This is a genomic window from Homoserinibacter sp. GY 40078 (assembly GCF_008017545.1).
Lineage (GTDB): Bacteria > Actinomycetota > Actinomycetes > Actinomycetales > Microbacteriaceae > Homoserinibacter.
Window position 1 is genome coordinate 1743370 of sequence record NZ_VRTZ01000001.1, and the last position, 25506, is coordinate 1768875.

General features: G+C 67.3%; 20 protein-coding genes and 3 rRNA genes. 20 read left to right on the top strand and 3 right to left on the bottom strand.

Annotated elements, in window-relative coordinates; translation table 11 throughout:
- Positions 1-182 precede the first annotated feature (182 nt).
- The 6 genes from argC to FVQ89_RS08455 are packed head-to-tail and all read left to right on the top strand — an operon-like array spanning position 183 to position 6474.
- Positions 183-1232 carry an N-acetyl-gamma-glutamyl-phosphate reductase gene (argC, locus tag FVQ89_RS08430; protein ID WP_147901368.1) on the top strand — a complete coding sequence of 350 codons (1050 nt, stop codon included), beginning with the start codon at positions 183-185 and terminating at the stop codon, positions 1230-1232.
- Positions 1229-2380: a bifunctional glutamate N-acetyltransferase/amino-acid acetyltransferase ArgJ gene (gene argJ / locus FVQ89_RS08435; protein WP_147901369.1), complete on the top strand. Its 1152-nt coding sequence runs from the start codon at positions 1229-1231 to the stop codon at positions 2378-2380. The genes argC and argJ overlap by 4 nt, the downstream gene beginning before the upstream one ends.
- Positions 2377-3282, top strand: coding sequence for an acetylglutamate kinase (gene argB, locus FVQ89_RS08440; protein WP_147901370.1), 906 nt, complete (start codon positions 2377-2379; stop codon positions 3280-3282). Before argJ ends, argB begins: the two co-directional genes overlap by 4 nt.
- Before the next feature lie 17 nt (positions 3283-3299).
- Positions 3300-4478, top strand: coding sequence for an acetylornithine transaminase (locus tag FVQ89_RS08445; protein ID WP_147901575.1), 1179 nt, complete (start codon positions 3300-3302; stop codon positions 4476-4478).
- On the top strand, positions 4475-5404 hold the full coding sequence (argF, locus tag FVQ89_RS08450; RefSeq protein WP_147901371.1) for an ornithine carbamoyltransferase: 930 nt from the start codon (positions 4475-4477) through the stop codon (positions 5402-5404). Before FVQ89_RS08445 ends, argF begins: the two co-directional genes overlap by 4 nt.
- On the top strand, positions 5401-6474 hold the full coding sequence (locus FVQ89_RS08455) for a heparan-alpha-glucosaminide N-acetyltransferase domain-containing protein (protein WP_255513487.1): 1074 nt from the start codon (positions 5401-5403) through the stop codon (positions 6472-6474). The genes argF and FVQ89_RS08455 overlap by 4 nt, the downstream gene beginning before the upstream one ends.
- Here the strand turns inward: FVQ89_RS08455 and FVQ89_RS14430 are convergent.
- Positions 6455-7231 carry a DUF6264 family protein gene (locus FVQ89_RS14430; protein ID WP_187264958.1) on the bottom strand — a complete coding sequence of 259 codons (777 nt, stop codon included), beginning with the start codon at positions 7229-7231 and terminating at the stop codon, positions 6455-6457. The two genes, FVQ89_RS08455 and FVQ89_RS14430, sit on opposite strands and share 20 nt — an antisense overlap.
- A gap of 62 nt (positions 7232-7293) precedes the next feature.
- Between FVQ89_RS14430 and argH the strand changes: the two genes are divergently transcribed.
- Genes argH through FVQ89_RS08470 form a run of 3 tightly spaced genes read left to right on the top strand, consistent with a single transcriptional unit; the run spans position 7294 to position 9520 of the window.
- Complete coding sequence (gene argH, locus FVQ89_RS08465) at positions 7294-8739, top strand: argininosuccinate lyase (RefSeq protein WP_147901372.1); 1446 nt, start codon at positions 7294-7296, stop codon at positions 8737-8739.
- Positions 8736-8891 (top strand): hypothetical protein, encoded by a 156-nt coding sequence (locus tag FVQ89_RS14435; protein WP_187264959.1) that lies wholly within the window; start codon positions 8736-8738, stop codon positions 8889-8891. The genes argH and FVQ89_RS14435 overlap by 4 nt, the downstream gene beginning before the upstream one ends.
- A gap of 23 nt (positions 8892-8914) precedes the next feature.
- Positions 8915-9520: a DNA-3-methyladenine glycosylase gene (locus FVQ89_RS08470; RefSeq protein ID WP_255513488.1), complete on the top strand. Its 606-nt coding sequence runs from the start codon at positions 8915-8917 to the stop codon at positions 9518-9520.
- Here the strand turns inward: FVQ89_RS08470 and FVQ89_RS08475 are convergent.
- Complete coding sequence (locus tag FVQ89_RS08475; RefSeq protein ID WP_255513489.1) at positions 9507-10079, bottom strand: hypothetical protein; 573 nt, start codon at positions 10077-10079, stop codon at positions 9507-9509. The genes FVQ89_RS08470 and FVQ89_RS08475 overlap by 14 nt on opposite strands.
- On the bottom strand, positions 10076-10726 hold the full coding sequence (locus tag FVQ89_RS08480; protein WP_147901374.1) for a DNA-binding protein: 651 nt from the start codon (positions 10724-10726) through the stop codon (positions 10076-10078). Before FVQ89_RS08480 ends, FVQ89_RS08475 begins: the two co-directional genes overlap by 4 nt.
- A gap of 137 nt (positions 10727-10863) precedes the next feature.
- Here FVQ89_RS08480 and tyrS point away from each other — a divergent pair, with 137 nt between their 5' ends.
- The 11 genes from tyrS (at position 10864) to FVQ89_RS08530 (ending at position 25504) form a co-directional block, all read left to right on the top strand.
- A complete protein-coding gene (gene tyrS / locus FVQ89_RS08485) occupies positions 10864-12171 on the top strand; it encodes a tyrosine--tRNA ligase (protein ID WP_147901375.1) in 1308 nt (435 codons plus the stop codon).
- Between the two features lie 542 nt (positions 12172-12713).
- Positions 12714-14238 (top strand): 16S ribosomal RNA (locus FVQ89_RS08490).
- 418 nt (positions 14239-14656) lie between these two features.
- Positions 14657-17771, top strand: a 23S ribosomal RNA gene (locus tag FVQ89_RS08495).
- Between the two features lie 106 nt (positions 17772-17877).
- Positions 17878-17994 (top strand): 5S ribosomal RNA (gene rrf / locus FVQ89_RS08500).
- The 16S, 23S and 5S rRNA genes sit together here, the layout of an rRNA operon.
- 81 nt (positions 17995-18075) lie before the next feature.
- Positions 18076-19008, top strand: coding sequence for a hypothetical protein (locus FVQ89_RS08505; RefSeq protein WP_255513490.1), 933 nt, complete (start codon positions 18076-18078; stop codon positions 19006-19008).
- The gene (locus FVQ89_RS08510) at positions 19005-20015 is read left to right on the top strand and encodes an HAD-IIA family hydrolase (protein ID WP_147901376.1); all 1011 of its coding nucleotides are present in this window, start codon (positions 19005-19007) and stop codon (positions 20013-20015) included. The genes FVQ89_RS08505 and FVQ89_RS08510 overlap by 4 nt, the downstream gene beginning before the upstream one ends.
- A 1-nt stretch (position 20016) precedes the next feature.
- Positions 20017-20187: a hypothetical protein gene (locus tag FVQ89_RS14440; protein WP_187264960.1), complete on the top strand. Its 171-nt coding sequence runs from the start codon at positions 20017-20019 to the stop codon at positions 20185-20187.
- On the top strand, positions 20180-20992 hold the full coding sequence (locus tag FVQ89_RS08515) for a TlyA family RNA methyltransferase (RefSeq protein ID WP_147901377.1): 813 nt from the start codon (positions 20180-20182) through the stop codon (positions 20990-20992). Before FVQ89_RS14440 ends, FVQ89_RS08515 begins: the two co-directional genes overlap by 8 nt.
- A 70-nt stretch (positions 20993-21062) precedes the next feature.
- A complete protein-coding gene (locus tag FVQ89_RS08520; protein ID WP_147901378.1) occupies positions 21063-21992 on the top strand; it encodes an NAD kinase in 930 nt (309 codons plus the stop codon).
- Positions 21989-23689 (top strand): DNA repair protein RecN, encoded by a 1701-nt coding sequence (gene recN, locus FVQ89_RS08525; protein ID WP_147901379.1) that lies wholly within the window; start codon positions 21989-21991, stop codon positions 23687-23689. The genes FVQ89_RS08520 and recN overlap by 4 nt, the downstream gene beginning before the upstream one ends.
- Before the next feature lie 69 nt (positions 23690-23758).
- Positions 23759-25504: a CTP synthase gene (locus FVQ89_RS08530; RefSeq protein WP_255513514.1), complete on the top strand. Its 1746-nt coding sequence runs from the start codon at positions 23759-23761 to the stop codon at positions 25502-25504.
- The last annotated feature ends 2 nt before the right edge of the window (positions 25505-25506 follow it).

Below are 25506 nucleotides of genomic sequence, written 5' to 3' on the forward strand. Positions count from 1 at the left end.
CGCCCCGGCGGCTCTGCTACGCTCGCTCGCATGGGTCAGCGGATCACGGTCGAGAGCGTGCAGCTCCGTCGTGTCCGCCGCGTGCGCCGAATCTCGGCGACGTCGCAGCGCTGACCGCATCTCAGCCTCTCGCGTGACGTCGCCGCCCCGGCCCCGTCCCGTCGAACAATAAGGTTGAATCCATGCCCATCTCCGTCGCCGTCGCGGGCGCGAGCGGATACGCCGGGGGCGAGCTGCTGCGGCTGCTCGCCGACCACCCGGAGTTCGAGGTCCGCACCGTCACGGCCCACCAGAACGCCGGCCAGGCGCTCTCCGCGGTGCACCCGCACCTCACGAGCATCGGCGACCTCGTGCTCCAGCCGACGGAGCCGTCCGTGCTCGCGGAGGCCGACGTCGTGTTCCTCGCCCTGCCGCACGGCGCATCCGGAGCGATCACGGCCGAGCTGCCCGACGACGTGCTCGTGGTCGACTGCGGCGCCGATCACCGCCTGACGGACGAGACGGCGTGGGCGGCGTTCTACGGCGGTGAGTACCACGGGGCCTGGACCTACGGCATGCCCGAGCTGCTGCTCGACGGCGGCACCGCCAAGCAGCGCGACAATCTGGTCGGCACGACCCGCATCGCGGTCCCCGGATGCAACGTGACAGCGATCACGCTGGGGCTCGCGCCCGGCATCGCGGCGGGTGTGATCGAGCCCCACGACCTCGTCTCCGTGCTCGCGGTCGGAACCTCGGGAGCGGGGAAGTCGCTCCGCCATGACCTGCTCGCGAGCGAGATCATGGGGTCCGCGTCTGCGTATGCGGTCGGCGGCATCCACCGGCACACGCCCGAGATCGTGCAGAACCTCACCGCCGCGGGCGGCGACGGGGTCACGATCTCCTTCACGCCCGTGCTCGTGCCGATGGCACGCGGCATCCTCGCGACATCCACCGCCCGGCTCGCGCCCGGTGTCTCCGCATCCGATGTGCGCGAGGCGTGGCTCGCCGCCTACGCGGGCGAGCGTTTCGTGCGAGTGCTCCCGGAGGGGAGCTTCCCGCGCACGAGCGACACCACAGGGGCGAACACCGCCCTCATGGGGATCGCGATCGACGAGGCGGCAGGCCGTGTGGTCGTCGTCTCCGCCATCGACAACCTCGTGAAGGGCACCGCTGGTGCCGCCATCCAGTCCGCCAACATCGCCGCGGGGCTGCCCGAGTCGCTCGGCCTGCCCCTGAACGGAGTCGCGCCGTGAGCGTCACCGCAGCATCCGGATTCACCGCCGCGGGCATCGCCGCCGGCATCAAGGGCTTCGACCGTCTCGACCTCGCGCTCGTGGTCAATGAGGGCCCGCTGCGCACCGCGGCTGCTGTCTTCACGAGCAATCGGGCCAAGGCGAACCCCATCATCTGGTCGGAGCAGGTGATCGCCGACGGCACCGTGAGCGCGATCATCCTCAACTCTGGCGGAGCCAACTGCTTCACGGGTGCCGAGGGGTTCCAGACCACGCACGCGACCGCCGAGGCGGTCGGCGAGGCACTGGGGGTCTCGGCGGGCGACGTGCTCGTATGCTCCACGGGTCTCATCGGCGACCAGCTCCCGCGCGAGAAGCTCATCGCGGGTGCCGCAGAGGCGGCTGTCCGCCGCACCGACAACGGGGGAGACGCCGCCGCCCGCGCCATCATGACCACCGACTCCGTCCCGAAGACCACCGTCGTGCGCCGCGACGGATGGACCATCGGGGGTATGGCAAAGGGCGCCGGGATGCTCGCGCCGGGCCTGGCGACGATGCTCGTCGTCATCACGACGGACGCCGTGCTGCTGCCTGCGGAGCTCGACCGGGCACTGCGGTCGGCCACCCGGGTGAGCTTCGACCGGCTCGACTCCGACGGCTGCATGTCGACCAACGATCAGGTGACCGTGCTCGCGAGCGGCGCGTCGGGCGTCGAGCCGGACGCGTCGGACTTCGAGGCTGCGCTCGTCGAAGTGTGCCTCGACCTCGCCTCCCAGTTGCAGAGCGACGCCGAGGGGGCCTCGCACGACATCGTCATCGAGGTGACGGGTGCCGCAAGCGAGGACGACGCCGTCGAGGTGGGGCGCTCCATCGCCCGGAACAACCTCTTCAAGGCCGCCGTCTTCGGGAACGACCCCAACTGGGGGCGTGTGCTCGCCGCCATCGGCACCACGAGCGCGCAGTTCGACCCCTACGACGTCGATGTGTCGATGAACGGCATCCGTGTGTGCACGAAGGGTGGCCCCGACCGTCCGCGCACCGAGGTCGACCTGCGTCCGCGGCGGGTCGATCTACTGCTCGATCTGCACGCAGGCGATGCCGCCGCCACGATCCTCACCAACGATCTGACCCACGACTACGTCCACGAGAACAGCGCCTACTCCTCATGACCTCCATCGATCCGCTCGACCCGCGCACGGCCGACGCCGCGACGAAAGCCGACACGCTCATCCAGAGCCTCCCATGGCTGCGCCGCTTCTCGGGGCGCATCGTCGTCGTGAAGTTCGGCGGCAACGCCATGGTCGACGCCGAGCTGCAGCGCGCCTTCGCGGAGGACATGGTCTACCTCCGCACGGTCGGGCTGAAGCCCGTGGTGGTGCACGGGGGCGGCCCCCAGATCTCGTCGATGCTCGACCGGCTGGGCATCCCGAGCGAGTTCCGGGGCGGCTATCGCGTCACCACCCCCGAGGCGATGGACATCGTCCGGATGGTGCTGACGGGTCAGGTGAGCCGCGAGCTCGTGAGCCTCATCAACGCCCACGGGCCGCTCGCCTCCGCCATCTCCGGTGAGGACGCGGGCCTCTTCCAGGGCCGCCGCCGTGGTGCGGTCGTCGACGGCGAGACCGTCGACATCGGTCTCGTCGGCGATGTGGTGGCGGTCGACCCCGCCGCCGTGCTCGCCGAGATCGAGGCGGGACGGATCCCGGTGGTCTCCTCGATCGCCCCCGACGTCGACGTGCCGGGCCAGTCGCTCAACGTCAACGCCGACTCGGCGGCCGCCTCGCTCGCGGTCGCCCTCGGTGCCGAGAAGCTCGTCGTGCTGACCGACGTCGCGGGTCTCTACCGCGACTGGCCGAACCGCGACTCCCTCGTCACGCAGATCACCCGTGCCGAGCTCGCCGAGCTCCTGCCGAGTCTCGAGACGGGCATGATCCCCAAGATGACCGCCTGCCTCGAGGCCGTCGATGGGGGAGTCCCGAAGGCGGCGATCATCGACGGGCGCCGCCCCCACTCGATCCTTCTCGAGATCTTCACGGACGCCGGCATCGGCACGGAGGTGGTCCCCGCGTGAACGACGTGACGACCGACATGTACACCGAGGTGTTCTCGCGCGTCATGATGCGCTCCGCGCCCGCGCCGCTCAAGGTGCTCGCGCGAGGCGAGGGCGCCCGCGTGTGGGACGTCGACGGCGCCGACTACCTCGACTTCCTCGCGGGAATCGCGGTGAACGCCCTCGGCCACGCGCATCCGGCGTTCGTGGGCGCCGTCGCGGATCAGGCGGCGACCCTCGCACACGTGTCGAACTACTTCGCGACGCCCCCGCAGCTCGAGCTCGCCGAGCGGCTCACACGGCTCACGGGGGGCTCGCGCGTCTTCCTCTGCAACTCGGGTGCGGAGGCGATCGAGGCGGCGGTGAAGCTCGCCCGGCTCACAGGGAAGCCCCGCATCCTCGCGCTCGAGAACGCGTTCCACGGCCGCACCATCGGGTCACTGAGCCTCACCGGCAAGCCCGCGCTGCGTGCCCCCTTCGAGCCGCTCCTCCCGGGCGTCGAGCACCTGCCCACCTCGCTCGACGCGCTCGAGGCGGCGCTCGCGGCGGGCGACGTCGCGGCGCTCGTGCTCGAGCCCATCAAGGGCGAGGCCGGGGTCGTCGAGCTGCCCGAGGGCTATCTCGCGGGGGCGAGGGAGCTCACCGAACGCCACGGCGCGTTGCTCATCCTCGACGAGATCCAGACCGGTGCGGGGCGCACGGGCGATTGGTTCGCCTACCAGCACGAGGGCATCGTCCCGGATGCGGTCGCGCTCGCGAAGGGGATCGGGGGCGGCTTCCCGATCGGGGCCCTCGTGACCTTCGGTGCCGCCTCCGACCTCTTCGGGCCGGGCCACCACGGATCGACGTTCGGCGGCAATCCGCTCGCCGCGCGGGTCGCGAATGCGGTGCTCGGCGAGATCGAGGACGCGGGACTCGTCGAGAACGCACGCCGCCGCGGCGCGGAGCTGCGCGCCCGCATCGAGCTCATCGGCTCGCCGCTCGTCACCGACATTCAGGGCCGTGGGCTCCTGCTCGGCATCGGGCTCGCCGAGCCGGTCGCCGGGATCGTGGCGCGACGGGCTCTGGACGAGGGGCTCATCGTGAATGCGGCGAACGAGTCCCGCATCCGTCTGGCCCCGCCCCTCATCATCGGCGACGACGAGCTGCACGAGTTCACCCGTAAGTTCACCGTCGCCCTCGAGATCCCGCACACCGACCCTGGAGAGCACGCATGACCCGCCACTTCCTGCGCGATGACGACCTCAGCCCCGCCGAGCAGGCGGAGGTGCTCGACCTCGCGGCCCGCATCAAGCAGGACCGCTGGGGCATGACCCCGCTTGCCGGCCCGCAGACGGTCGCGGTGATCTTCGACAAGTCGTCGACCCGCACCCGGGTGAGCTTCGCCGTCGGCATCGCGGATCTCGGCGGCAGCCCGCTCATCATCTCGACCGCGAACAGCCAGCTGGGCGGCAAGGAGACGCCGTCCGACACGGCGCGAGTGCTCGAGCGGATGGTGTCGGCGATCGTGTGGCGCACCTACGCGCAGTCGGGGCTCGAGGAGATGGCTGCGGGCACCCGGGTCCCCGTGGTGAACGCGCTCTCCGACGACTTCCACCCGTGCCAGCTGCTCGCCGATCTGCTCACCATCCGCGAGCACAAGGGGGAGCTCGCGGGACTCACCGTGACCTTCCTCGGCGACGGTGCGAGCAACATGGCGCACAGTTACCTTCTCGCGGGAGCGACGGCGGGCATGCACGTGCGCGTCGCGGCACCCGCCGAATTCAGCCCCGCGGACGACGTGGTGGCGGATGCCGACCGCCGCGCGTCCGAGACCGGCGGCTCGGTGACGATCTTCACCGATCCGCTCGAGGCTGTTGCGGGAGCGGATGTCGTGGTCACCGACACCTGGGTGTCGATGGGCAAGGAGGAGGAGAAGGCGCACCGCGTCGCGACCTTCGGCGGGTATCAGGTGACCGACGAGCTCATGTCGCTCGCCGCGTCGGATGCCGTGTTCCTCCACTGCCTCCCCGCAGACCGCGGCTACGAGGTCGCGGCGAGCGTCATCGACGGCCCGCAGAGCGTCATCTGGGACGAGGCCGAGAACCGCCTACACGCCCAGAAGGCGCTGCTCGTCTGGCTCCTGGAGCGCGCCGCCGCGTGATCGGCCGCGGGTACCTCGACGAGAGCGGGCGCCTCGCCGGCGTCGACCTCGCGCGGGGACTCGCGGTGGTGGGGATGGTGATCGCTCACCTCGTCGCGGTCCCCGCGTGGTCGTGGTCCGATCCGGCGACCTGGAGCGGGATCGTGAGCGGACGTTCGTCGATCCTCTTCGCGACGCTCGCGGGCGTCTCGCTCGCCCTCATGACGGGTGGTGCTCGCCCGGTCGAGGGGCAGCTGCTGCGAGAGGCACGGTTCCGGATCACGGCGCGCGCACTCATCGTGTGGGCTTTCGGGATGCTGCTCATCGCCACCCGAGTGCCGGTCTATGTGATCCTGCCCGCGTACGCCGTGTTGTTCCTCCTGGCCCTGCCGCTGCTACCGATGTCTCGCCGGGCGCTCCTCGCGCTCGCCGGCGTCGTCGCGGCCGTCGTCGCGCCCCTCTGGATGCTCCTCGCTGAGCTGCCATGGCGCGATGAGCGGGCGTGGGAGCCGTTGGTCGTGGCGACCGGGCTCTGGTATCCGTTCGCTGTCTGGATCGCGTTCGTCGCGATCGGCATCGCGGCCGGCAGGTCTGACCTCGGGCGGCTAGGCGTGCAACTCGGTCTGGCAGCGGCCGGGGCCGTCGTGGCTCTTACCGGATATGGGCTGGGGGCGGTGGCCGTCGGGCTTCCGCCGGAATGGGCGCAGATCCTGTCTGCGTCAGCGCACTCGGGTGGCATCGGCGAGATCGTCGGATCGGGCGGGTTCGCGGTCGCCGTGCTCGGGGTCTGTCTGCTGGTCTGTCGCATCCGGGTCGTGGGGACGATCCTGCTGCCGGTGCGTGCTGTCGGAGCCATGCCGCTCAGCGCCTATACGGCGCACCTGCTGGCGTGGGCGCTCTGGGCGTGGCTCGTGCTGGGCGACTCCTCGAATCTCGGCGGATTCCGCGCGCTGCAGCCGGTCGTGCCGCTCCTCATCGGAATCGTCGTCGGATGCACGCTCTGGGCGCTCACGCTCGGACGGGGACCCCTGGAGCGCATGCTCGCGCTCCTTTCCCGAGGAGCGGGTCGCCTCAGTAGCCGCCGTCGATGAAGTAGTCGACGAGGGTGGGATCTCCCATCACGACCGACATCAGCACGCCCCAGAAGATCACGGCAGCGATGACACCGGCGATCAGCGGGACGTAGAAGGCGACCTTTCGCTTCACGAGCAACAGCACGGCGAGGCCGGCGCCGACAAGGTACAGCACGATGTGGCTGACGATGAGCACGACACCCGCGCCGCGAACGCTGTCCTGATCGGTGAAGGTGCCGAGACCGTACTGGGTGTACGCCTGCTGGATCGCCGCAGGGAGCATGGCTCCGTAGAGCAGTCCGAGCAGGAGCCCTCCGATGCCGAGCACGAGGATCACGATCGTGAGCACGATGTCCCAGGTGCGTCGCTTCGGCGGGCCGACGGGCTGGCCGTAGCCCGGCTGACCGTAGACCGGTGCTACATATGCGGGCTGACCGTATCCGGGCTGCGGGTACGCCTGCTGCGGGTATCCGGGCTGCTGGGGGTAGCCCTGCGGGTAGCCGGGCTGCTGGGGGTAGCCGGGCTGCTGCGGGTAGCCCTGCTGTGGGTATCCGGGCTGAGCGGGATACGCGGGGGCGGCGGGCGCCGACTCGGGAGCCGGGGGAGCGGACGGCGCCGGGGCCGGAGGTGCAGGCTCGACAGGCGCCGCGGGGGCGTCCGCGGCGGGGGCCGTCGTGGGCTCGACCGGAGCGAACTCGCCGTACTGCGGCGCGGGCCGGGCCGCTGTCTCATCGGAGGGAGTGGGCGGGACGGGCGGCTGACTCGGCTCAGACATGAGCCCACCTTAGCCGTCCGGTGCGGCTCCTAGACTGGAGTCGACACGAGGAGACCACACCGATGCCTCACGGCCCCACCGCCTCCGCGGCCCCCGACCACGAGACGCCCCAGGCGGGCGGATCGAGTCTGTGGGGCGGGCGCTTCGCCGACGGGCCGTCGCCCGAGCTGGCGGAGCTCAGCCGCTCCACCCACTTCGATTGGGAACTCGCTCCATATGACTTGCAGGGTTCGCGGGCGCATGCCCGTGCGCTCGCCGCCGCCGGCTACCTCGACGCAGACGAGCTCGCCCGCATGCTCGAGGGACTCGACGTCATCGATCGCGGCGTGCGCGACGGCGTGATCCGCCCCCTCCCCGAAGACGAAGACGTGCACTTCGCACTGGAGCGCGAGCTCGTCGCGACGGTGGGCGCGACGCTGGGTGGCAAGCTGCGGGCCGGCCGCAGCCGCAACGACCAGATCGCCACCCTCGTGCGGCTGTACCTTCTCGATCACGCGACGCGGATCGCGCATCTCGTCGTGCAGCTCGTCGACGCGCTCGCGGCGCAGGCCTCCGCGCATCCGGATGCGGTGATGCCCGGTCGCACCCATCTGCAGCACGCCCAACCGCTCCTCCTGGCACACCATCTGCTGGCTCACGCCTGGCCCCTGGTGCGCGATCTCGAGCGGCTTCGCGACTGGCGCGTGCGTGCGAGCGAGTCGCCGTACGGCGCGGGTGCCGTCGCGGGTGGGGCACTCGGACTCGACCCGCGTCCTATCGCTGCCGAGCTCGGCCTCGGGCATCCGATGCCGAACTCGATCGATGCGACAGCGAGTCGGGACGTCGTGGCGGAGTTCGCCTTCATCGCCGCGCAGGTGGGCATCGACCTCTCGCGGTTCGCCGAGGAGATCATCCTGTGGAACACCCGCGAGTTCGGGTTCGTGCGTCTGCACGACGGCTATTCCACGGGGTCGTCGATCATGCCGCAGAAGAAGAACCCCGACATCGCGGAGCTCGCGCGGGGCAAATCGGGCAGACTCATCGGCAACCTGACCGGCCTTCTGGCGACCCTCAAGGCGCTGCCGCTCGGTTACAACCGCGATCTGCAGGAGGACAAGGAGCCGGTGTTCGACTCCGTCCGCACGCTCGAGGTGCTGTTGCCCGCGTTCACCGGCATGGTCGCCACGATCGAGTTCGACGTCGACCGGATGGCCGAGCTCGCGCCGCAGGGCTTCTCGCTCGCGACCGACGTCGCCGATCATCTCGTTCGCCAGGGCGTCCCGTTCCGTGAGGCCCACGAGATCTCCGGGGCGCTCGTGCGCTTCTGTGAGGAAAACGGCCTCGAGCTCGATGAGCCGAGCGATGAGCAGTACGCGGCGGTCGATCCGCGGCTGACCCCGGATGTGCGGGGTGTGCTCACCGTCGGCGGCTCGATCGCGAGCCGTGCGGGCGTCGGAGGGACGGCGCCCGAGCGGGTGGCCGAGCAACTGGTCGCGCTGACCGCGCGGATAGCGGAGGTGACGGCATGACGCTCTCGGGTGATGGCGATCCGCGCTCGAAGCGCGAACACGCGAAGGACTATCGCCGAGCCGCGGACTCCCGATTTCCCTGGCTGCTGCCGGCGCTCGTCGTGATCGCGGTCGCCGTGATCGTCGTCGTGATCGTGTCCTCGCTCCTGTAGGCGGGCTCCTGAGTCTCGCAGAATTGCTCTCCCGGCCGGCCGACGAGGTCGCGCCGCTGCTGCTCGGGGCTCGGCTGGTGGGCCGCGGTGTCACGATCCGGCTCACCGAGGTCGAGGCGTATCTCGGCGAGTCGGATCCGGGCTCGCACGCCTTCCGGGGGCCGACTCCCCGCACGCGGACGATGTTCGGGGAGCCGGGGCACCTGTACGTGTACTTCAGCTACGGCATGCACGTGTGCGCGAACGTCGTGTGCTCGCCGCCCGGCACGGCGAGCGCGATCCTGCTCCGCGCCGGCGAGGTGATCGACGGAGTCGAGCTCGCCTGGGAGCGCCGCACCACCGCGTCGCGGGACGCAGACCTCGCACGGGGTCCCGCCCGCCTCACGCGCGCCCTCGGCATCCGGCTCGACGACGACGGGGCATCGCTTGCGGGGCAGCCGTTCCGGCTCGAGCCGGTGGGCGATCCGCTGCCGGCGTTGCGCGGTCCGCGCGTCGGAGTCTCGGGAGAGGGCGGATCGGAGGCGTTCCCGCTGCGGTTCTGGATCGCGGGGGACCCGACCGTGTCGGTCTACCGCCCGGCTGCTCCGCGTGGGGTCCGGCGCTCTGCGGGACCGCTCAGCCCGCGATGACCGTGGCGAGCAGACCGGCCGCGGCCGCCCAGATCATGCTCGCGAGGGTTCCGATGATGAACCTCTCCCGCGCAGCGGCCGAGTCGAGCTCCGAGAACCGGCCGAGGCCCTTGATCGCGATCACCGCGGCGACGACTTCGAGGTGGCCGACTGCCACGGCTCCGACGATCGCGACCCGCTCGAGGTAGCCGATCGTGGTGCCCCCGCGGAGGACTTCGCGATCCGCGTCTCCATCGGGGCCCTGGATGAGGATGCCGCCGTGCTCTCCTCGACGCACGGTGGTGTCGCGGGTGGCGAGATCGAGGACGAAGACCGTGACCGGGCTTCCGCCGAGCACCCCGAGCGCCGCGATGCCGAGCGCGAGCAACACGGCGGTGATGCGCGAGTCGGGCAGGAGGTCGAGGTCGAGCGCCGAGAGCAGCAGGCCTCCGGCGATGGGCAGCAGCCCGACGAGGCCCAGCTCCGGGCGCCGCAGGCGGATCGCGAGCACCGTCGCCGCGATCGCCCCGCCCGTGATGAGCAGCGCTACCGTCCAGAGCACGTACTCGACGACGATCATGCGGTGGTCTCCTCGTCTGTCGGGGTTCGGTCTGTCGGGGCGCCGGCTGCCGTGGTGTCCGCGATCGCGAGCAGCTCGGCAAGAGCCGTGCGTGCGGCGTGATCGTGGCGGAGCCCTGCGGCGATCGCCCGCTTGCTCGCCGCCTGCGGGGTGATGTCGAGTCGGGCCGCGGCGTCGGCTTGCGTCAGGCTCGACTCGACCAGATCGTACAACTCCCACCCCTCGGCAGAGCGGCGCTCGCGCAGCTGCAGCAGCAGGTCGAGCATGGCCTGGACCGTCGTCGCGGAGGGGCGGAGCGGCTGGACGGATGCGACGGCTGCTCGGGTGGGACGGCGCTTGGCCGCGTCGACGGCAGTGCGCGCGGCGACGAGCGCTCCGCCCGTCGCGGTGCGGGTCGTGTCGGGGAGGGGTGTCTCGATGGCGCCGATGCCGAGTCCGATGCTCCACGCGCCGGTTCGCGCGAGCGTGAGGACGAGGTCGACGGCGGTCTGCGGGTCGGCGGTGAGTGCCTGAACCTCGTCGCCGGCGGTTCGATCGGGTGGCAGGGCGAGGCGGTCGCCTCCTGCGGCGGCGAGAAGCTGCAGGCCGACGTCGCCGAGGTCGGGTCCGAGGCGGCTGTCGATTTGGTCAGCGGTGATCGCGAACATGATTCCTCCGTGATCAACCCTAGAAGGGTGATACGTACTACATCAACCCCCCACGGTGGATATGCGTCACATCATCCTTCCAGGGTTGGCTCTGTCGGGCCCCGGATTGCCTGCTGCCGAGACGATAACCTTGCCCGGTGCCGGTATCCGAGCTCCTGAACGCGCAGCGCAATGACCCGTCCTTCCCCGATGTGTGGGAGGAGCTGAACTGGCGCGGGCTCGTGCACGTGTCGACCGATGCGGCGGGGTTGAAGGAGCTTCTCGCCGGCGATCCGATCGTCTTCTACTGCGGATTCGACCCGACGGCGCCGAGTCTGCACCTCGGCAACCTCGTGCAGCTCATCGTCATGCGCCGCCTGCAGTTGGCGGGGCACCACCCCCTCGGTCTCGTGGGCGGGTCGACGGGTCTCATCGGAGATCCACGGCCCACGGCGGAGCGCACCCTCAACACGCGCGAGACCGTCGCCGAGTGGGTGGGGTACCTCCGGGGGCAGATCGAGCGCTTCCTCTCGTTCGAGGGCGACAACCCGGCGCGGATGGTCAACAACCTCGACTGGACGGCCCCGCTCAGCGCCATCGACTTCCTGCGCGAGGTCGGCAAGCACTTCCGTGTGGGGACGATGCTCAAAAAGGATGCGGTGGCGGCGCGCCTGAACTCCGAGGCGGGCATCAGCTACACCGAGTTCAGCTACCAGATCCTCCAGGGGATGGACTTCCTCGAGCTCTACCGCACATACGGCTGCGTCTTGCAGACGGGCGGCTCGGACCAGTGGGGCAACCTCACGAGCGGCACCGACCTGATCCATCGCGCCGAGGGCGTGAGCGTCCACGCCATCGGAACGCCGCTCATCACGAACTCCGACGGCACCAAGTTCGGCAAGAGCGAGGGCAACGCCATCTGGCTCGACGCCGAGATGTGCAGCCCGTACGCCTTCTACCAGTTCTGGCTCAACACCGACGATGCCGATGTGATCGCGCGACTCAAAGTGTTCACGTTCCTGCATCGAGACGAGATCGAGCGTCTCGAGGCTGTGGTGCGCGACGAACCCTTCCGACGTGAGGCGCAGAAAGTGCTCGCCCGCGAGGCGACGGCACTCGTGCACGGCGCCGAGGCGACGGATGCGGTGATCGCGGCATCCGAGGCACTGTTCGGACAAGGAGAGTTGGACGCCCTGGATGCGTCCACGCTCGCCGCCGCGGTGGAGGAGCTGCCGCAGGCGCGGTTGCCCGAGACGGCCACCGTCGTGCAGGCGCTTGTCGAGACGGGCCTCAGCACGAGCCTTTCGGACGCTCGACGCGCAATCGGACAGGGCGGGGTGTCTCTCAACAACCGCAAGGTGACCGATGACGAGCAGACTCTCGAGGGAGCAGCTCTCGCGGGCGGCCGCGCGGTCCTCCGCAGGGGCAAGAAGACCCTCGCAGGCCTGGTGATCGCGGGGGAGTGAGGGGCGCCGAATCCCCGCCCGGAGCCGCGACACGCCCGGGATGCAGGATCGATTTGGCGCCGTCCCGAATCCCACGTAATGTCTTACCTGTTCGCCCCAAAGGGAAGAGCGGAGAGGCCGAAAGGCCCCGCCCCCTCAAGCGGAGAACCACCTCCCATCTGAAACAAGCAGGATTCGTCCTGTTCGTCTAGGATGGGGATCCTCCTCTCGGAGACCGCGGTCATCGATCGCAGCCCGGATCTACGCTCCCGGCGCGCCGGTTTGACAGACGGAACGAGAGGGATAGGATAGAGAAGTTGCCCTGATGGCGAGCCGGAGACGGCGAGCGTCAGGAGCGTCCGATCCTTGAGAACTCAACAGCGTGCACTATGTCAAATGCCAAAAACCTCGATGTCTGACTTCGGTCAGACGGAGATTCCTTTGGATTGACGGATTGTCAGTAGACGATCCTTTCAGTCAGATCAACTCGCAGGATCGACCGTTTTCCCGGTCGTGAACGCAACGGTTCTGCCGGCGCCCTTGCGGCGCCGTGCTACCAAACCTTTACGGAGAGTTTGATCCTGGCTCAGGACGAACGCTGGCGGCGTGCTTAACACATGCAAGTCGAACGGTGAACGAGGGAGCTTGCTCCCTCCGGATCAGTGGCGAACGGGTGAGTAACACGTGAGCAATCTGCCCCGAACTCTGGGATAAGCGCTGGAAACGGCGTCTAATACCGGATACGACGCGGGAGGGCATCCTCTCCGCGTGGAAAGAATTTCGGTTCGGGATGAGCTCGCGGCCTATCAGCTTGTTGGTGAGGTAACGGCTCACCAAGGCGACGACGGGTAGCCGGCCTGAGAGGGTGACCGGCCACACTGGGACTGAGACACGGCCCAGACTCCTACGGGAGGCAGCAGTGGGGAATATTGCACAATGGGCGCAAGCCTGATGCAGCAACGCCGCGTGAGGGACGACGGCCTTCGGGTTGTAAACCTCTTTTAGTAGGGAAGAAGCGAAAGTGACGGTACCTGCAGAAAAAGCACCGGCTAACTACGTGCCAGCAGCCGCGGTAATACGTAGGGTGCAAGCGTTGTCCGGAATTATTGGGCGTAAAGAGCTCGTAGGCGGTCTGTCGCGTCTGCTGTGAAAACCCGAGGCTCAACCTCGGGCCTGCAGTGGGTACGGGCAGACTAGAGTGCGGTAGGGGAGAATGGAATTCCTGGTGTAGCGGTGGAATGCGCAGATATCAGGAGGAACACCGATGGCGAAGGCAGTTCTCTGGGCCGTAACTGACGCTGAGGAGCGAAAGCGTGGGGAGCGAACAGGATTAGATACCCTGGTAGTCCACGCCGTAAACGTTGGGCGCTAGATGTGGGGACCATTCCACGGTTTCCGTGTCGCAGCTAACGCATTAAGCGCCCCGCCTGGGGAGTACGGCCGCAAGGCTAAAACTCAAAGGAATTGACGGGGGCCCGCACAAGCGGCGGAGCATGCGGATTAATTCGATGCAACGCGAAGAACCTTACCAAGGCTTGACATATACGAGAACGCTCTAGAAATAGAGAACTCTTTGGACACTCGTATACAGGTGGTGCATGGTTGTCGTCAGCTCGTGTCGTGAGATGTTGGGTTAAGTCCCGCAACGAGCGCAACCCTCGTTCTATGTTGCCAGCGGTTCGGCCGGGAACTCATAGGAGACTGCCGGGGTCAACTCGGAGGAAGGTGGGGATGACGTCAAATCATCATGCCCCTTATGTCTTGGGCTTCACGCATGCTACAATGGCCGGTACAAAGGGCTGCAATACCGTAAGGTGGAGCGAATCCCAAAAAGCCGGTCTCAGTTCGGATTGAGGTCTGCAACTCGACCTCATGAAGTCGGAGTCGCTAGTAATCGCAGATCAGCAACGCTGCGGTGAATACGTTCCCGGGCCTTGTACACACCGCCCGTCAAGTCATGAAAGTCGGTAACACCCGAAGCCGGTGGCCCAACCCTTGTGGAGGGAGCCGTCGAAGGTGGGATCGGTGATTAGGACTAAGTCGTAACAAGGTAGCCGTACCGGAAGGTGCGGCTGGATCACCTCCTTTCTAAGGAGCACTGCACTCTTCGGAGTGACAGAGCCGGATTCGAGCCGAATGTGCTCGACCGGAGCTCATGGGTGGAACATTGACATAGGCCATGCGCAGAAGCTCGAGATCTCAGTACGTCCTTCGGGACAGGAACAGATCGGAAGCGGATACACATGGCATGCACGCTGTTGGGTCCTGAGGGACCGGGCCGGCGCCTTCGGGTGTCGAGACGACTCTCTGGACCTGATCACGACCGAGCGGAGCTCGGAAGGGGTCGGGTACCGCCCGTCATTTGAGAACTACACAGTGGACGCGAGCATCTTAGAACGAGACCTTCGGGTCTCGATCTACAAGATGATCTGATTTATAGATCATTGGTCAATCTGCAGCTCGACCCTCCGGGGAAGGGCTGCCGATCGATTCTAAAAACTCATGTAGTCAAGTTTCTAAGAGCAGACGGTGGATGCCTTGGCATCTGGAGCCGAAGAAGGACGTATGAATCTGCGATAAGCCTCGGGGAGCTGATAACAGAGCTTTGATCCGAGGATTTCCGAATGGGGAAACCCCGTCAGGCGTCGCAAGACGACCTGACGACTCCCGCCTGAATATATAGGGCGGGTAGAGGGAACGTGGGGAAGTGAAACATCTCAGTACCCACAGGAAGAGAAAACAACCGTGATTCCGTTAGTAGTGGCGAGCGAAACCGGAACAGGCCAAACCGATCATGTGTGATAGCCGGCAGGCGTTGCATGGTCGGGGTTGTGGGACCTTCACGTACTTCTGCCGAAGTACACGTTGACATGCGCGATATAGGTGAACGGCATTGAAAGGCCGACCACAGAGGGTGCCAGTCCCGTAACCGAAATGTCGAGCAGCGACGGAAGGGATCCCAAGTAGCACGGGGCCCGAGAAATCCCGTGTGAATCCGCCAGGACCACCTGGTAAGCCTAAATACTCCCAGATGACCGATAGCGGACAAGTACCGTGAGGGAAAGGTGAAAAGTACCCCGGGAGGGGAGTGAAATAGTACCTGAAACCGTCTGCTTACAAACCGTTGGAGCAGCCTTAGTAGCTGTGACAGCGTGCCTTTTGAAGAATGAGCCTGCGAGTTAGCGGTATGTGGCGAGGTTAACCCGTGAGGGGTAGCCGTAGCGAAAGCGAGTTCGAATAGAGCGATTCAGTCGCATGCCCTAGACCCGAAGCGAAGTGATCTATCCATGGCCAGGCTGAAGCGACGGTAAGACGTCGTGGAGGGCCGAACCCACTTGGGTTGAAAACCGAGGGGATGAGCTGTGGATAGGGGTGAAAGGCCAATCAAACTTCGTGATAGCTGGTTCTCTCCGAAATGCATTTAGGTGCAGCGTTGCGTGTTTCTTGCCGGAGGTAGAGCTACTGGATGGCCGATGGGCCCTACAAGGTTACTGACGTCAGCCAAACTCCGAATGCCGGTAAGTGAGAGCGCAGCAGTGAGACGGTGGGGGATAAGCTTCATCGTCGAGAGGGAAACAACCCAGACTACCGACTAAGGTCCCTAAGCGTGTGCTAAGTGGGAAAGGATGTGGAGTTGCACAGACAACCAGGAGGTTGGCTTAGAAGCAGCCACCCTTGAAAGAGTGCGTAATAGCTCACTGGTCAAGTGATTCCGCGCCGACAATGTAACGGGGCTCAAGTACACCACCGAAGTCGTAGGATTCGCATATTTGGTAGGCCTTCGTGGTCCAGCCGTGCGGATCGGTAGGAGAGCGTCGTGTGGCGAGTGAAGCGGCGGGGTAACCCAGCCGTGGACGCCACACGAGTGAGAATGCAGGCATGAGTAGCGAAAGACGTGTGAGAAACACGTCCTCCGAAAGACCAAGGGTTCCAGGGTCAAGCTAATCTTCCCTGGGTAAGTCGGGACCTAAGGCGAGGCCGACAGGCGTAGTCGATGGACAACGGGTTGATATTCCCGTACCGGCGAAGAACCGCCCAAGCTAATCCAGTGGTGCTAAGAGTCCTAATCCGGCTGACGGATCCCTTCGGGGTGAAGCGGCCGGCCTAACGCTCGACCCCATGCTGGTGCGGCTAGCGTATTAACAGGTGTGACGCAGGAAGGTAGCTGAGCCAGGCGATGGTTGTCCTGGTGTAAGGACGTAGGGCGAGAGATAGGCAAATCCGTCTCTCACATAGCCTGAGATCCGATGCGTATCCCTCACGGGAGAAATCAGTGATCCTATGCTGCCGAGAAAAGCATCGACGCGAGGTTCTAGCCGCCCGTACCCCAAACCGACTCAGGTGGTCAGGTAGAGAATACCAAGGAGATCGAGAGAATCGTGGTTAAGGAACTCGGCAAAATGCCCCCGTAACTTCGGGAGAAGGGGGGCCTGAGGCGTGTACGGACTTGCTCCGGAAGCGCTGCAGGGCCGCAGAGACCAGTGGGAAGCGACTGTTTACTAAAAACACAGGTCCGTGCGAAGTCGCAAGACGATGTATACGGACTGACGCCTGCCCGGTGCTGGAAGGTTAAGAGGAAGGGTTAGCTTCGGCGAAGCTCTGAATTTAAGCCCCAGTAAACGGCGGTGGTAACTATAACCATCCTAAGGTAGCGAAATTCCTTGTCGGGTAAGTTCCGACCTGCACGAATGGCGTAACGACTTCCCAGCTGTCTCAACCGCGAACTCGGCGAAATTGCACTACGAGTAAAGATGCTCGTTACGCGCAGCAGGACGGAAAGACCCCGTGACCTTTACTACAGCTTGGTATTGGTGTTCGGTGTGGCTTGTGTAGGATAGGTGGGAGACTTTGAAGCGGGCACGCTAGTGTTCGTGGAGTCGTTGTTGAAATACCACTCTGGTCACTCTGGATGTCTAACTACGAACCGTAATCCGGTTCTGGGACAGTGCCTGGTGGGTAGTTTAACTGGGGCGGTTGCCTCCCAAAGAGTAACGGAGGCGCCCAAAGGTTCCCTCAACCTGGTTGGCAATCAGGTGTCGAGTGTAAGTGCACAAGGGAGCTTGACTGTGAGAGTGACGGCTCGAGCAGGGACGAAAGTCGGGACTAGTGATCCGGCAGTGGCTTGTGGAAGCGCTGTCGCTCAACGGATAAAAGGTACCTCGGGGATAACAGGCTGATCTTGCCCAAGAGTCCATATCGACGGCATGGTTTGGCACCTCGATGTCGGCTCGTCGCATCCTGGGGCTGGAGTAGGTCCCAAGGGTTGGGCTGTTCGCCCATTAAAGCGGTACGCGAGCTGGGTTTAGAACGTCGTGAGACAGTTCGGTCCCTATCCGCTGCGCGCGTAGGAAATTTGAGAAGATCTGTCCCTAGTACGAGAGGACCGGGACGGACGAACCTCTGGTGTGTCAGTTGTCCTGCCAAGGGCACCGCTGATTAGCTACGTTCGGAACGGATAACCGCTGAAAGCATCTAAGCGGGAAGCCGGCTTCAAGATGAGATTTCCATCCCTTCGGGGGAGAGGCTCCCAGCTAGACTACTGGGTTGATAGGCCGGATGTGGAAGTGGGGACTAAAGACCCATGGAGCTGACCGGTACTAATAAGCCGATAACTTGACAACACACATAAGTTTTGTTGCTCGCGTCCACTTTGTGGTTCCTGATTGACGGTCGGGAACGCACGCACCAGTTCGATACTGGTGCCGAAGACTGAGAAATCAATAGTGTTTCGGCGGCCATAGCGAAGGGGAAACGCCCGGTTACATTCCGAACCCGGAAGCTAAGACCTTCTGCGCCGATGGTACTGCGAGGGGGACCTCGTGGGAGAGTAGGACACCGCCGGACTTCTTTCGAGGAGGCCCACCCGTACACCGGGTGGGCTTTCCTTGTTTAAGCCGTAGCATGAACCGATCACGGGAGAGCCTGATGCCTGAGGAGAGCAAGCGTCCGCGTGCACCGCGGCCGGAACGCGGAGGCGCGCGGCGTGGCGCACCACAGCGCACAGGTGGCCGAAGCGGTGCCCCGAACGGGCGCGGTGCGCCGGTGCGCGGTGCGAACGGACGAGGTACCGGATCCGCCTCACGAGACGACAGCTTCCGCGAGAGGCCGCGCCACGACGATCCGCCGATTCCGGAAGACGTGGCCCCCGCGCAGCTCGACCGCGCAGTCCGCGCTGAGCTCAAGACGCTGAGCAAGGAGAACGCCGACGCGGTGGCCAAGCACCTCGTCATGGCGGGCCGGCTTATCGACACGGACCCTGCGCTCGCCCACCGGCACTCACTCGCCGCTGTGCGTCGCGCGGGACGCATCGGCGTTGTCCGCGAGACGGCGGCGATCACGGCCTATGCGACCGAGGACTTCGCGCTCGCCCTGCGCGAGCTGCGTACGTACCGCCGGATCACCGGTCGTGAGGACCAGCTGCCGCTCATGGTGGACTCCGAACGCGGTGTCGGCCGACCCGCGGCGGCTTTGGAGCTCGGGCGCTCAGTGCCGCGTTCGTCGCTCGAGCCGCCCGTGCAGGTCGCTCTCGCGATCGCGATGTCGGGCGCTCGACTCGATCTCGGCCAGCCGGAGCTCGCTCTCGGCGAGCTGCAGATCCCGCAGCTCGATCCCGAGCGCGCGTTCAGCTACAGCCCCGCGCTCTTCGACGCCTACGCGACGGTTCTCGAGGAACTCGGTCGCAGCGAGGAAGCCGAGGAGTGGTGGCAGCGTTCGGAGCGCGCAGCCCTTGCTCTCGACCAGGCCGCCGGTGACGGCGATGACGTGATCGAGGTTTTCGAAGAGGAGGTCGACGAGGTCGAGGACCACAGCGCGACAGACTCTGCAACCGATACACCTCACGCGGGCACCGACGAGTGAGCGGTGAGGGAACCGCGCCGCTCGACGGCGTGGACGTCCTGCTGGCCGACCTCGATGGGGTCGTCTACGCAGGCGAGCACGCGATCCCCCACGCCGTCGAGGCGCTGCAGGCAGCCGCATCCGGCAGGCGTGTCGGGTACCTGACGAACAACGCCTCCCGGACGCCGGAGACCGTAAGCGCCCAGCTGCGCGGTTTCGGACTCGATGCCGCGCCGGACGACATCGTGTCCTCACCGCAAGCAGCGGTCGTGTTGCTCGCCGATCTCGTCGCGCCGGGGTCCACAGTGCTCGTCGTCGGCGGCGATGGTCTCGTGAGCGAGGTGGAGAAGGCCGGATTCAGGATCACCCGATCCGCTCACGACGATCCCGCGGCGGTTGTGCAGGGATTCGCTCCCCACGTCGCGTGGACTGATCTCGCGGAAGCCTCCTACGCACTGGCCGGCGGCGACGCCGGGATCCCGTGGGTCGCGACGAATACCGATTGGACGATTCCGCAGGCACGAGGCACGGCCCCCGGCAACGGCACCCTCGTCTCCGCGGTGCACACGGCGGTCGGGCGACTGCCGGTCGTCGCAGGCAAGCCCGAGCGGGCGATCTTCGACGCTGCCGTCGCGCGCTTCGGTGCGACGCATCCACTCTTCATCGGCGACCGGCTCGACACCGACATCCTCGGGGCGAATCGCGCAGGCATGGAGTCCGTGCTCGTCCTCACGGGGATCGACGGGCCGAAGCAGCTGCTCGCGGCCGCGGCGGACCATCGTCCGACCTACATTCTTGAGGACCTTCGCGGACTCGCAGAGCCCTATCCGCCGACCCGTTCGGGCGCCGACATCTCGGGCGTGCGCCGCACGCAGGTGGGTGACGCCGTCGTGGCGCAGCGAGGATCGTCGCTCGTTCTCGAGTCGGCCGGTGCCGACCTCGACCGCATCCGCGCCGCCGCACAGGCGGTGTGGGCGGCAGGCGTGCCCATCTACGCGCTCGACGTGGCGCCGGAACTATATTCGTGACGTGACCGACGAGACAGCGACCCCAGCCGACGGCGACGCCGACGCACTCGTCTCGCGTCTGCGTCTCATCGAGGACCAACCGCTCGCCGACCGCGCGGACGCACTCGCGCAGGTGCACGACGAACTGCGGGCGCGCCTGGAAGCCGGTGACGCGCCGCGCCCACATGCCTGAGGGCGGTATCCGCCTCGACGCCGAACTGGTGCGGCGTGGGCTCGCTCGTTCTCGCGCCGTTGCCGCGGAGATGATCGGACGCGGCACCGTGTCGGTCGCGGGACGGCCGGCGGTGAAGCCGGCTCAGCGCGTCGACGAGCACACCATGATCGAGGTGGAAGGTGCCGACCACTACGTGAGTCGCGGTGCACACAAGCTGATCGCTGCGCTCGATGCCTTCGGCGTCGACCCCGCCGGGCGCGTGGCGCTCGATGCGGGGGCTTCCACCGGAGGGTTCACCCAAGTACTCCTCGAGCGCGGGGCCGAGCGGGTCTTCGCGGTCGACGTCGGCCACGGCCAGCTCGCTCCAGAAATGCAGGAGAACCCTCGTGTGGTGAACCTCGAGGGGCTGAACCTTCGGCACCTCACACGCGAATCTCCTGCATTTCTGACGCACAGCGGCGAACTCGCAAGCGGCGGGTGGCCAAGCCTCGTCGTGGGGGACCTGAGCTTCATCTCTCTGCGGCAGGTGCTCGAGCCCCTGGCCGCGCTCGCGCGACCGGATGCGGATCTCGTGCTTCTGATCAAACCGCAATTCGAGGTGGGACGCGGGGGAGTGCGCGAAGGCATCGTCCGCGATCGAGCTGCCCGCCACGACGCCGCGACCGACGTGCTGTGGGCGGCGTGGGACCTCGAGCTCGGAGCGGTCGGCGTGATCGACAGCCCGATCCTCGGCGGTGCCGGCAATCGCGAGTACCTCGTGCACCTGCGGCGCGGCGGCCCGGACCCGGGAACGCTTCGGGAGGCGGTCGCGCAGCTCGCGTGAGGCGGGGCGTGCGGCACCGGGGTGTGGAGTCGGGCGGCACGGCGACGGACGCATCCGACAGAATGGATGCATGACCGACGACGCGCGCCATCTTCTCGTGGTGGCCCACACCGGGCGCGCCGACTCTCTCGAGGCGGGCATCCATGTGTGTCGGCGCCTCATCGCGGCCGGACTGACGCCCGTGGTGTCCGACGACGAGCTCGACGACCTGCGTCAGGCGGCACCCGACCTCGCCCCGATCGCGCGTCTCGGTGCCGATGTCGATCCCGGTGATCTCGAGCTCGTGATCGTGCTCGGGGGTGACGGCACGATCCTCCGCGCGGCCGAGCTCGTGCGCGCGTGCGAGGCGCCGCTGCTGGGCGTCAACCTCGGCCATGTCGGGTTCCTGGCGGAGGCCGAGCGCGAAGATCTCGACGCGACCGTGCAGCGCGCCCTCGCCCGTGACTACCTGGTCGAGGAGCGCATGACTCTCTCGGTGCGGGTCAAGCACGGCACCGAGGTCGTCGCCGAGAGCTGGGCGCTCAACGAGGCGACGGTCGAGAAGGCGAGTCGCGAGCGGATGCTCGAGGTCGTCGTCGAGGTCGACCAGCGTCCGCTCTCGAGCTTCGGCTGCGACGGCATCGTCATCTCCACGCCCACGGGGTCCACGGCCTATGCCTTCTCGGCCGGCGGCCCGGTCGTCTGGCCGAGCGTCGACGCCATGCTCGTCGTGCCGCTCTCGGCGCACGCCCTGTTCGCGCGTCCGCTCGTCGTCGGCCCCGAGTCGCCCGTGGCGATCGAGCTGCTCGATCGATCCCAGGGCAGCGGCGTCCTCTGGTGCGACGGACGGCGTCCGGTCGATCTGCCCCCGGGTGCGCGCGTCGTGGTCCGGCGGTCTCCGAAACCGGTGCGGCTCGCGCGGCTCGCGCAGCGCCCGTTCGTCGACCGGCTCGTCGGCAAGTTCTCTCTCCCCGTCGACGGCTGGCGCGGACCCGCATCCGAGGAGAGAAGCCGGTCGTGATCGAGGAGCTGTCGATCCGCGACCTCGGCGTCATCGGTCAGGCGCGCCTGCCACTCGGCCCCGGATTCACGGCGGTGACCGGCGAGACGGGCGCAGGGAAGACGATGGTGGTGAGCGCGTTGGCGTTGCTGCTCGGGGAGCGCGCGGACGCGGGCGCGATCCGTGCCGGCAGTCCCCAGGCGAGCGTCGAGGGCACCTGGCTCGTCCCCGCGGACGGCCCCGTCGCGGAGCGTGCGCGCGAAGCCGGTGGTGACCTCGACGAGGCAGACGGTGGACGTGCGGAGCTCATCCTCGCCCGCACGATCTCGGCCGAGGGGCGTAGTCGCGGCGTGGTCGGCGGCCGCTCTACTCCCGTCGGGGTGCTCGCTCAACTGGGTGAGCAGCTCGTGGTCGTGCACGGACAGTCGGATCAGCTCCGGCTGAAGTCCGCGGGTGCACAGCGAGACGCGCTCGACGGCGCTGCGGGCGGGGAGCATCGCGCGGTGCTCGACGCGTATCGAGCCGCCTACGGCGAGTGGCGTGAACTCGACGCCGAGCTCGTGGCGCTCACCGCCGAGCGCGATGCACGCGCTCGTGAGGCAGAGCAGCTCCGCGCGGACCTCGCCGAATACGCCGAGCTCGCCCCCGTGGTCGGGGAGGACGCCGAGTTGGCGGCCCGCGCCGAGCGCCTGGGGAACCTCGAGGACCTCCGGTCTGCGGCGGCGCTCGCACAGGAGGCGATCTCGGCCCAGTCGGCCGAGGACCGCATCGACGCGGTCGCGCTCGTCGAGGAGGCCAGGCGCGCGCTCGCGCGGATGGTGGACCACGATCCCGGTCTCGTCCCCGCCCGCGACGGGCTCGACCAGGTCGCCTATCAGCTCGCCGAGGTCTCCGCCGAGCTCTCGCACTATCTCGGTGGGCTCGACGTCGATGCCGCGCGCGAACTCGAGGCCGTTCAGGAGCGCCGAGCCGCACTCGCCGCGTTCGCGCGGAAGCACGGCGGCGACGTCGACGACGTCATCGAGCGCCTCGAGGCGGCCGGGCTGCGGCTCGTCGAGCTCGACGGCGACGATGACCGGATCGCACGCCTGGCCGACCGGCTGCAGGAGGCCACCGATCGTGTCTACGAGCTCGCCTCCCGCGTGAGCGAGGGGCGTCGTGCCGCGGCCGTGCGGCTCGCCGACCTGGTGAGCGCCGAACTCGCCCAACTGGCCATGCCCGACGCACGCCTTGTGGTGGAGGTGACCGACGCGGAGCCGGGGCCCACCGGGCGCGACCGGGTCGCGTTCCTGCTTCAGCCGCATCCGGGTGCCGAGCCGCGTCCGGTGCAGCGGGGCGCATCCGGCGGAGAGCTCTCGCGCGTCATGCTCGCCCTCGAGGTCGTGCTCGCCGCGAACGGCGACGTGCCCACGTTCGTGTTCGACGAAGTCGACGCCGGGGTCGGCGGTGCGGCCGCGATCGAGATCGGTCGCCGCCTCGCCCGCCTCGCCGAGACCGCACAGGTGATCGTCGTGACCCACCTCGCGCAGGTCGCCGCGTTCGCCGGCAATCACCTCGTGGTCGTGAAGGACTCCGACGGCCAGGTCACCGCATCCAGCGTGCGGCGCGTGGAGGGCGACGAGCGCGCGGCCGAGATGGCGCGACTGCTCTCCGGTCTCGCCGATTCCGACTCCGGCCTCGAGCACGCGCGCGAGCTGCTCGACCTCGCCCGGAGCTGAAGGCGGACATCCGGACAGAGTGTCGCTGCGCAAGGGCGCGATCGTGACATATGCTGAAACCCCGTGGTGATCAATACGGGTTCCGGCGTTACCAAGCACATCTTCGTCACCGGCGGCGTCGTCTCGTCGCTGGGCAAGGGTCTCACCGCCGCGAGTCTCGGCAACCTGCTGACCGCGCGCGGACTGCGTGTCGTCATGCAGAAGCTCGACCCGTACCTCAACGTCGATCCGGGCACGATGAACCCGTTCCAGCACGGCGAGGTGTTCGTCACCGACGACGGGGCCGAGACCGACCTCGACATCGGGCACTACGAGCGCTTCCTCGACATCAACCTCAACCAGGCCGCGAACGTCACCACCGGGCAGATCTACTCCAACGTGATCGCGAAGGAGCGCCGCGGCGAGTACCTCGGCGACACAGTCCAGGTGATCCCGCACATCACCGACGAGATCAAGCGCCGGATGCGCCTGCAGGCCCAGCCCGGTGAGGATGGCACGCCGGCCCCCGACGTCATCATCACCGAGATCGGCGGCACCGTCGGTGACATCGAGTCGCAGCCGTTCATCGAATCCGCTCGTCAGGTGCGGCACGAGCTCGGTCGCGGAAACGTCTTCTTCGTGCATGTCTCGCTCGTCCCTTTCATGGGCGCGTCCGGCGAGCAGAAGACGAAGCCCACGCAGCACTCCGTCGCCGCGCTGCGGTCCATCGGCATCCAGCCCGACGCCCTCGTGCTGCGCAGCGACCGGATCGTCTCCGAGTCGAACAAGCGCAAGATCGCGCTCATGTGCGACGTCGATGAGCGTGCCGTCGTCAACGCGATCGACGTGCCGTCGATCTACGACATCCCCACGATGCTCAACCAGCAGGGGCTCGACGCCTACATCATCGAAGAGCTGCGCCTCGGCGAGAAGGCGGGCGAGGTGGATTGGGACGGCTGGTCGGGCCTGCTGAAGGCGGTCCACGAGCCGGCGCACGAGGTCACCATCGCGCTCGTCGGCAAGTACATCGATCTTCCCGACGCCTACCTCTCCGTCACCGAGGCGCTGCGCGCCGGAGGCTTCTCGCACCAGACGAAGGTGCAGGTGCGGTGGGTGCCGTCGGACGAGTGCGAGACCCCGGAGGGCGCCGCGCGCAACCTCGGCGACGTCGACGGAGTGTGCGTGCCCGGCGGATTTGGCGTCCGCGGCATCGAGGGCAAGCTCGGTGCGCTGCGCTTCGCCCGCGAGAACGGGCTCCCGGCGCTCGGCCTCTGCCTAGGGCTGCAGTGCATGGTCATCGAGTACTCGCGCAATGTCGCGGGTCTGCCGGGGGCGAGCTCGTCGGAGTTCGACCCGGACACCGAGTTCCCGGTCATCGCGACGATGGCCGAGCAGGTCGAGATCATCGACCACGGCGACCTCGGCGGCACGATGCGCCTCGGCCTCTACGAGGCGCACCTGACCCCCGGCACCGTGGTGGCCGACGCCTACGGCGCCGAGGTCGTACACGAGCGCCACCGCCACCGTTACGAGGTCAACAACCACTACACGGGACGGATCGCCGACGCGGGCCTCGTCTTCTCGGGCACCAACCCCGAGCACGGCCTCGTGGAGTTCGTCGAGCTGCCGCGCGAGGTTCACCCGTACTACGTCGGCACCCAGGCGCACCCGGAGCTGCGGTCGCGGCCCAACCGGGCGCATCCGCTGTTCCAGGGGCTCGTCGGTGCGGCGCTCGAGCGCCAGCAGGCGTCTCGCCTGTTCGAGGTGGACGAGGACGAGGCGGCCGCGGCCGAGGCGATCGCGTCCGAGCCAGCGACCGCATCCGCCGAGGTCTGATC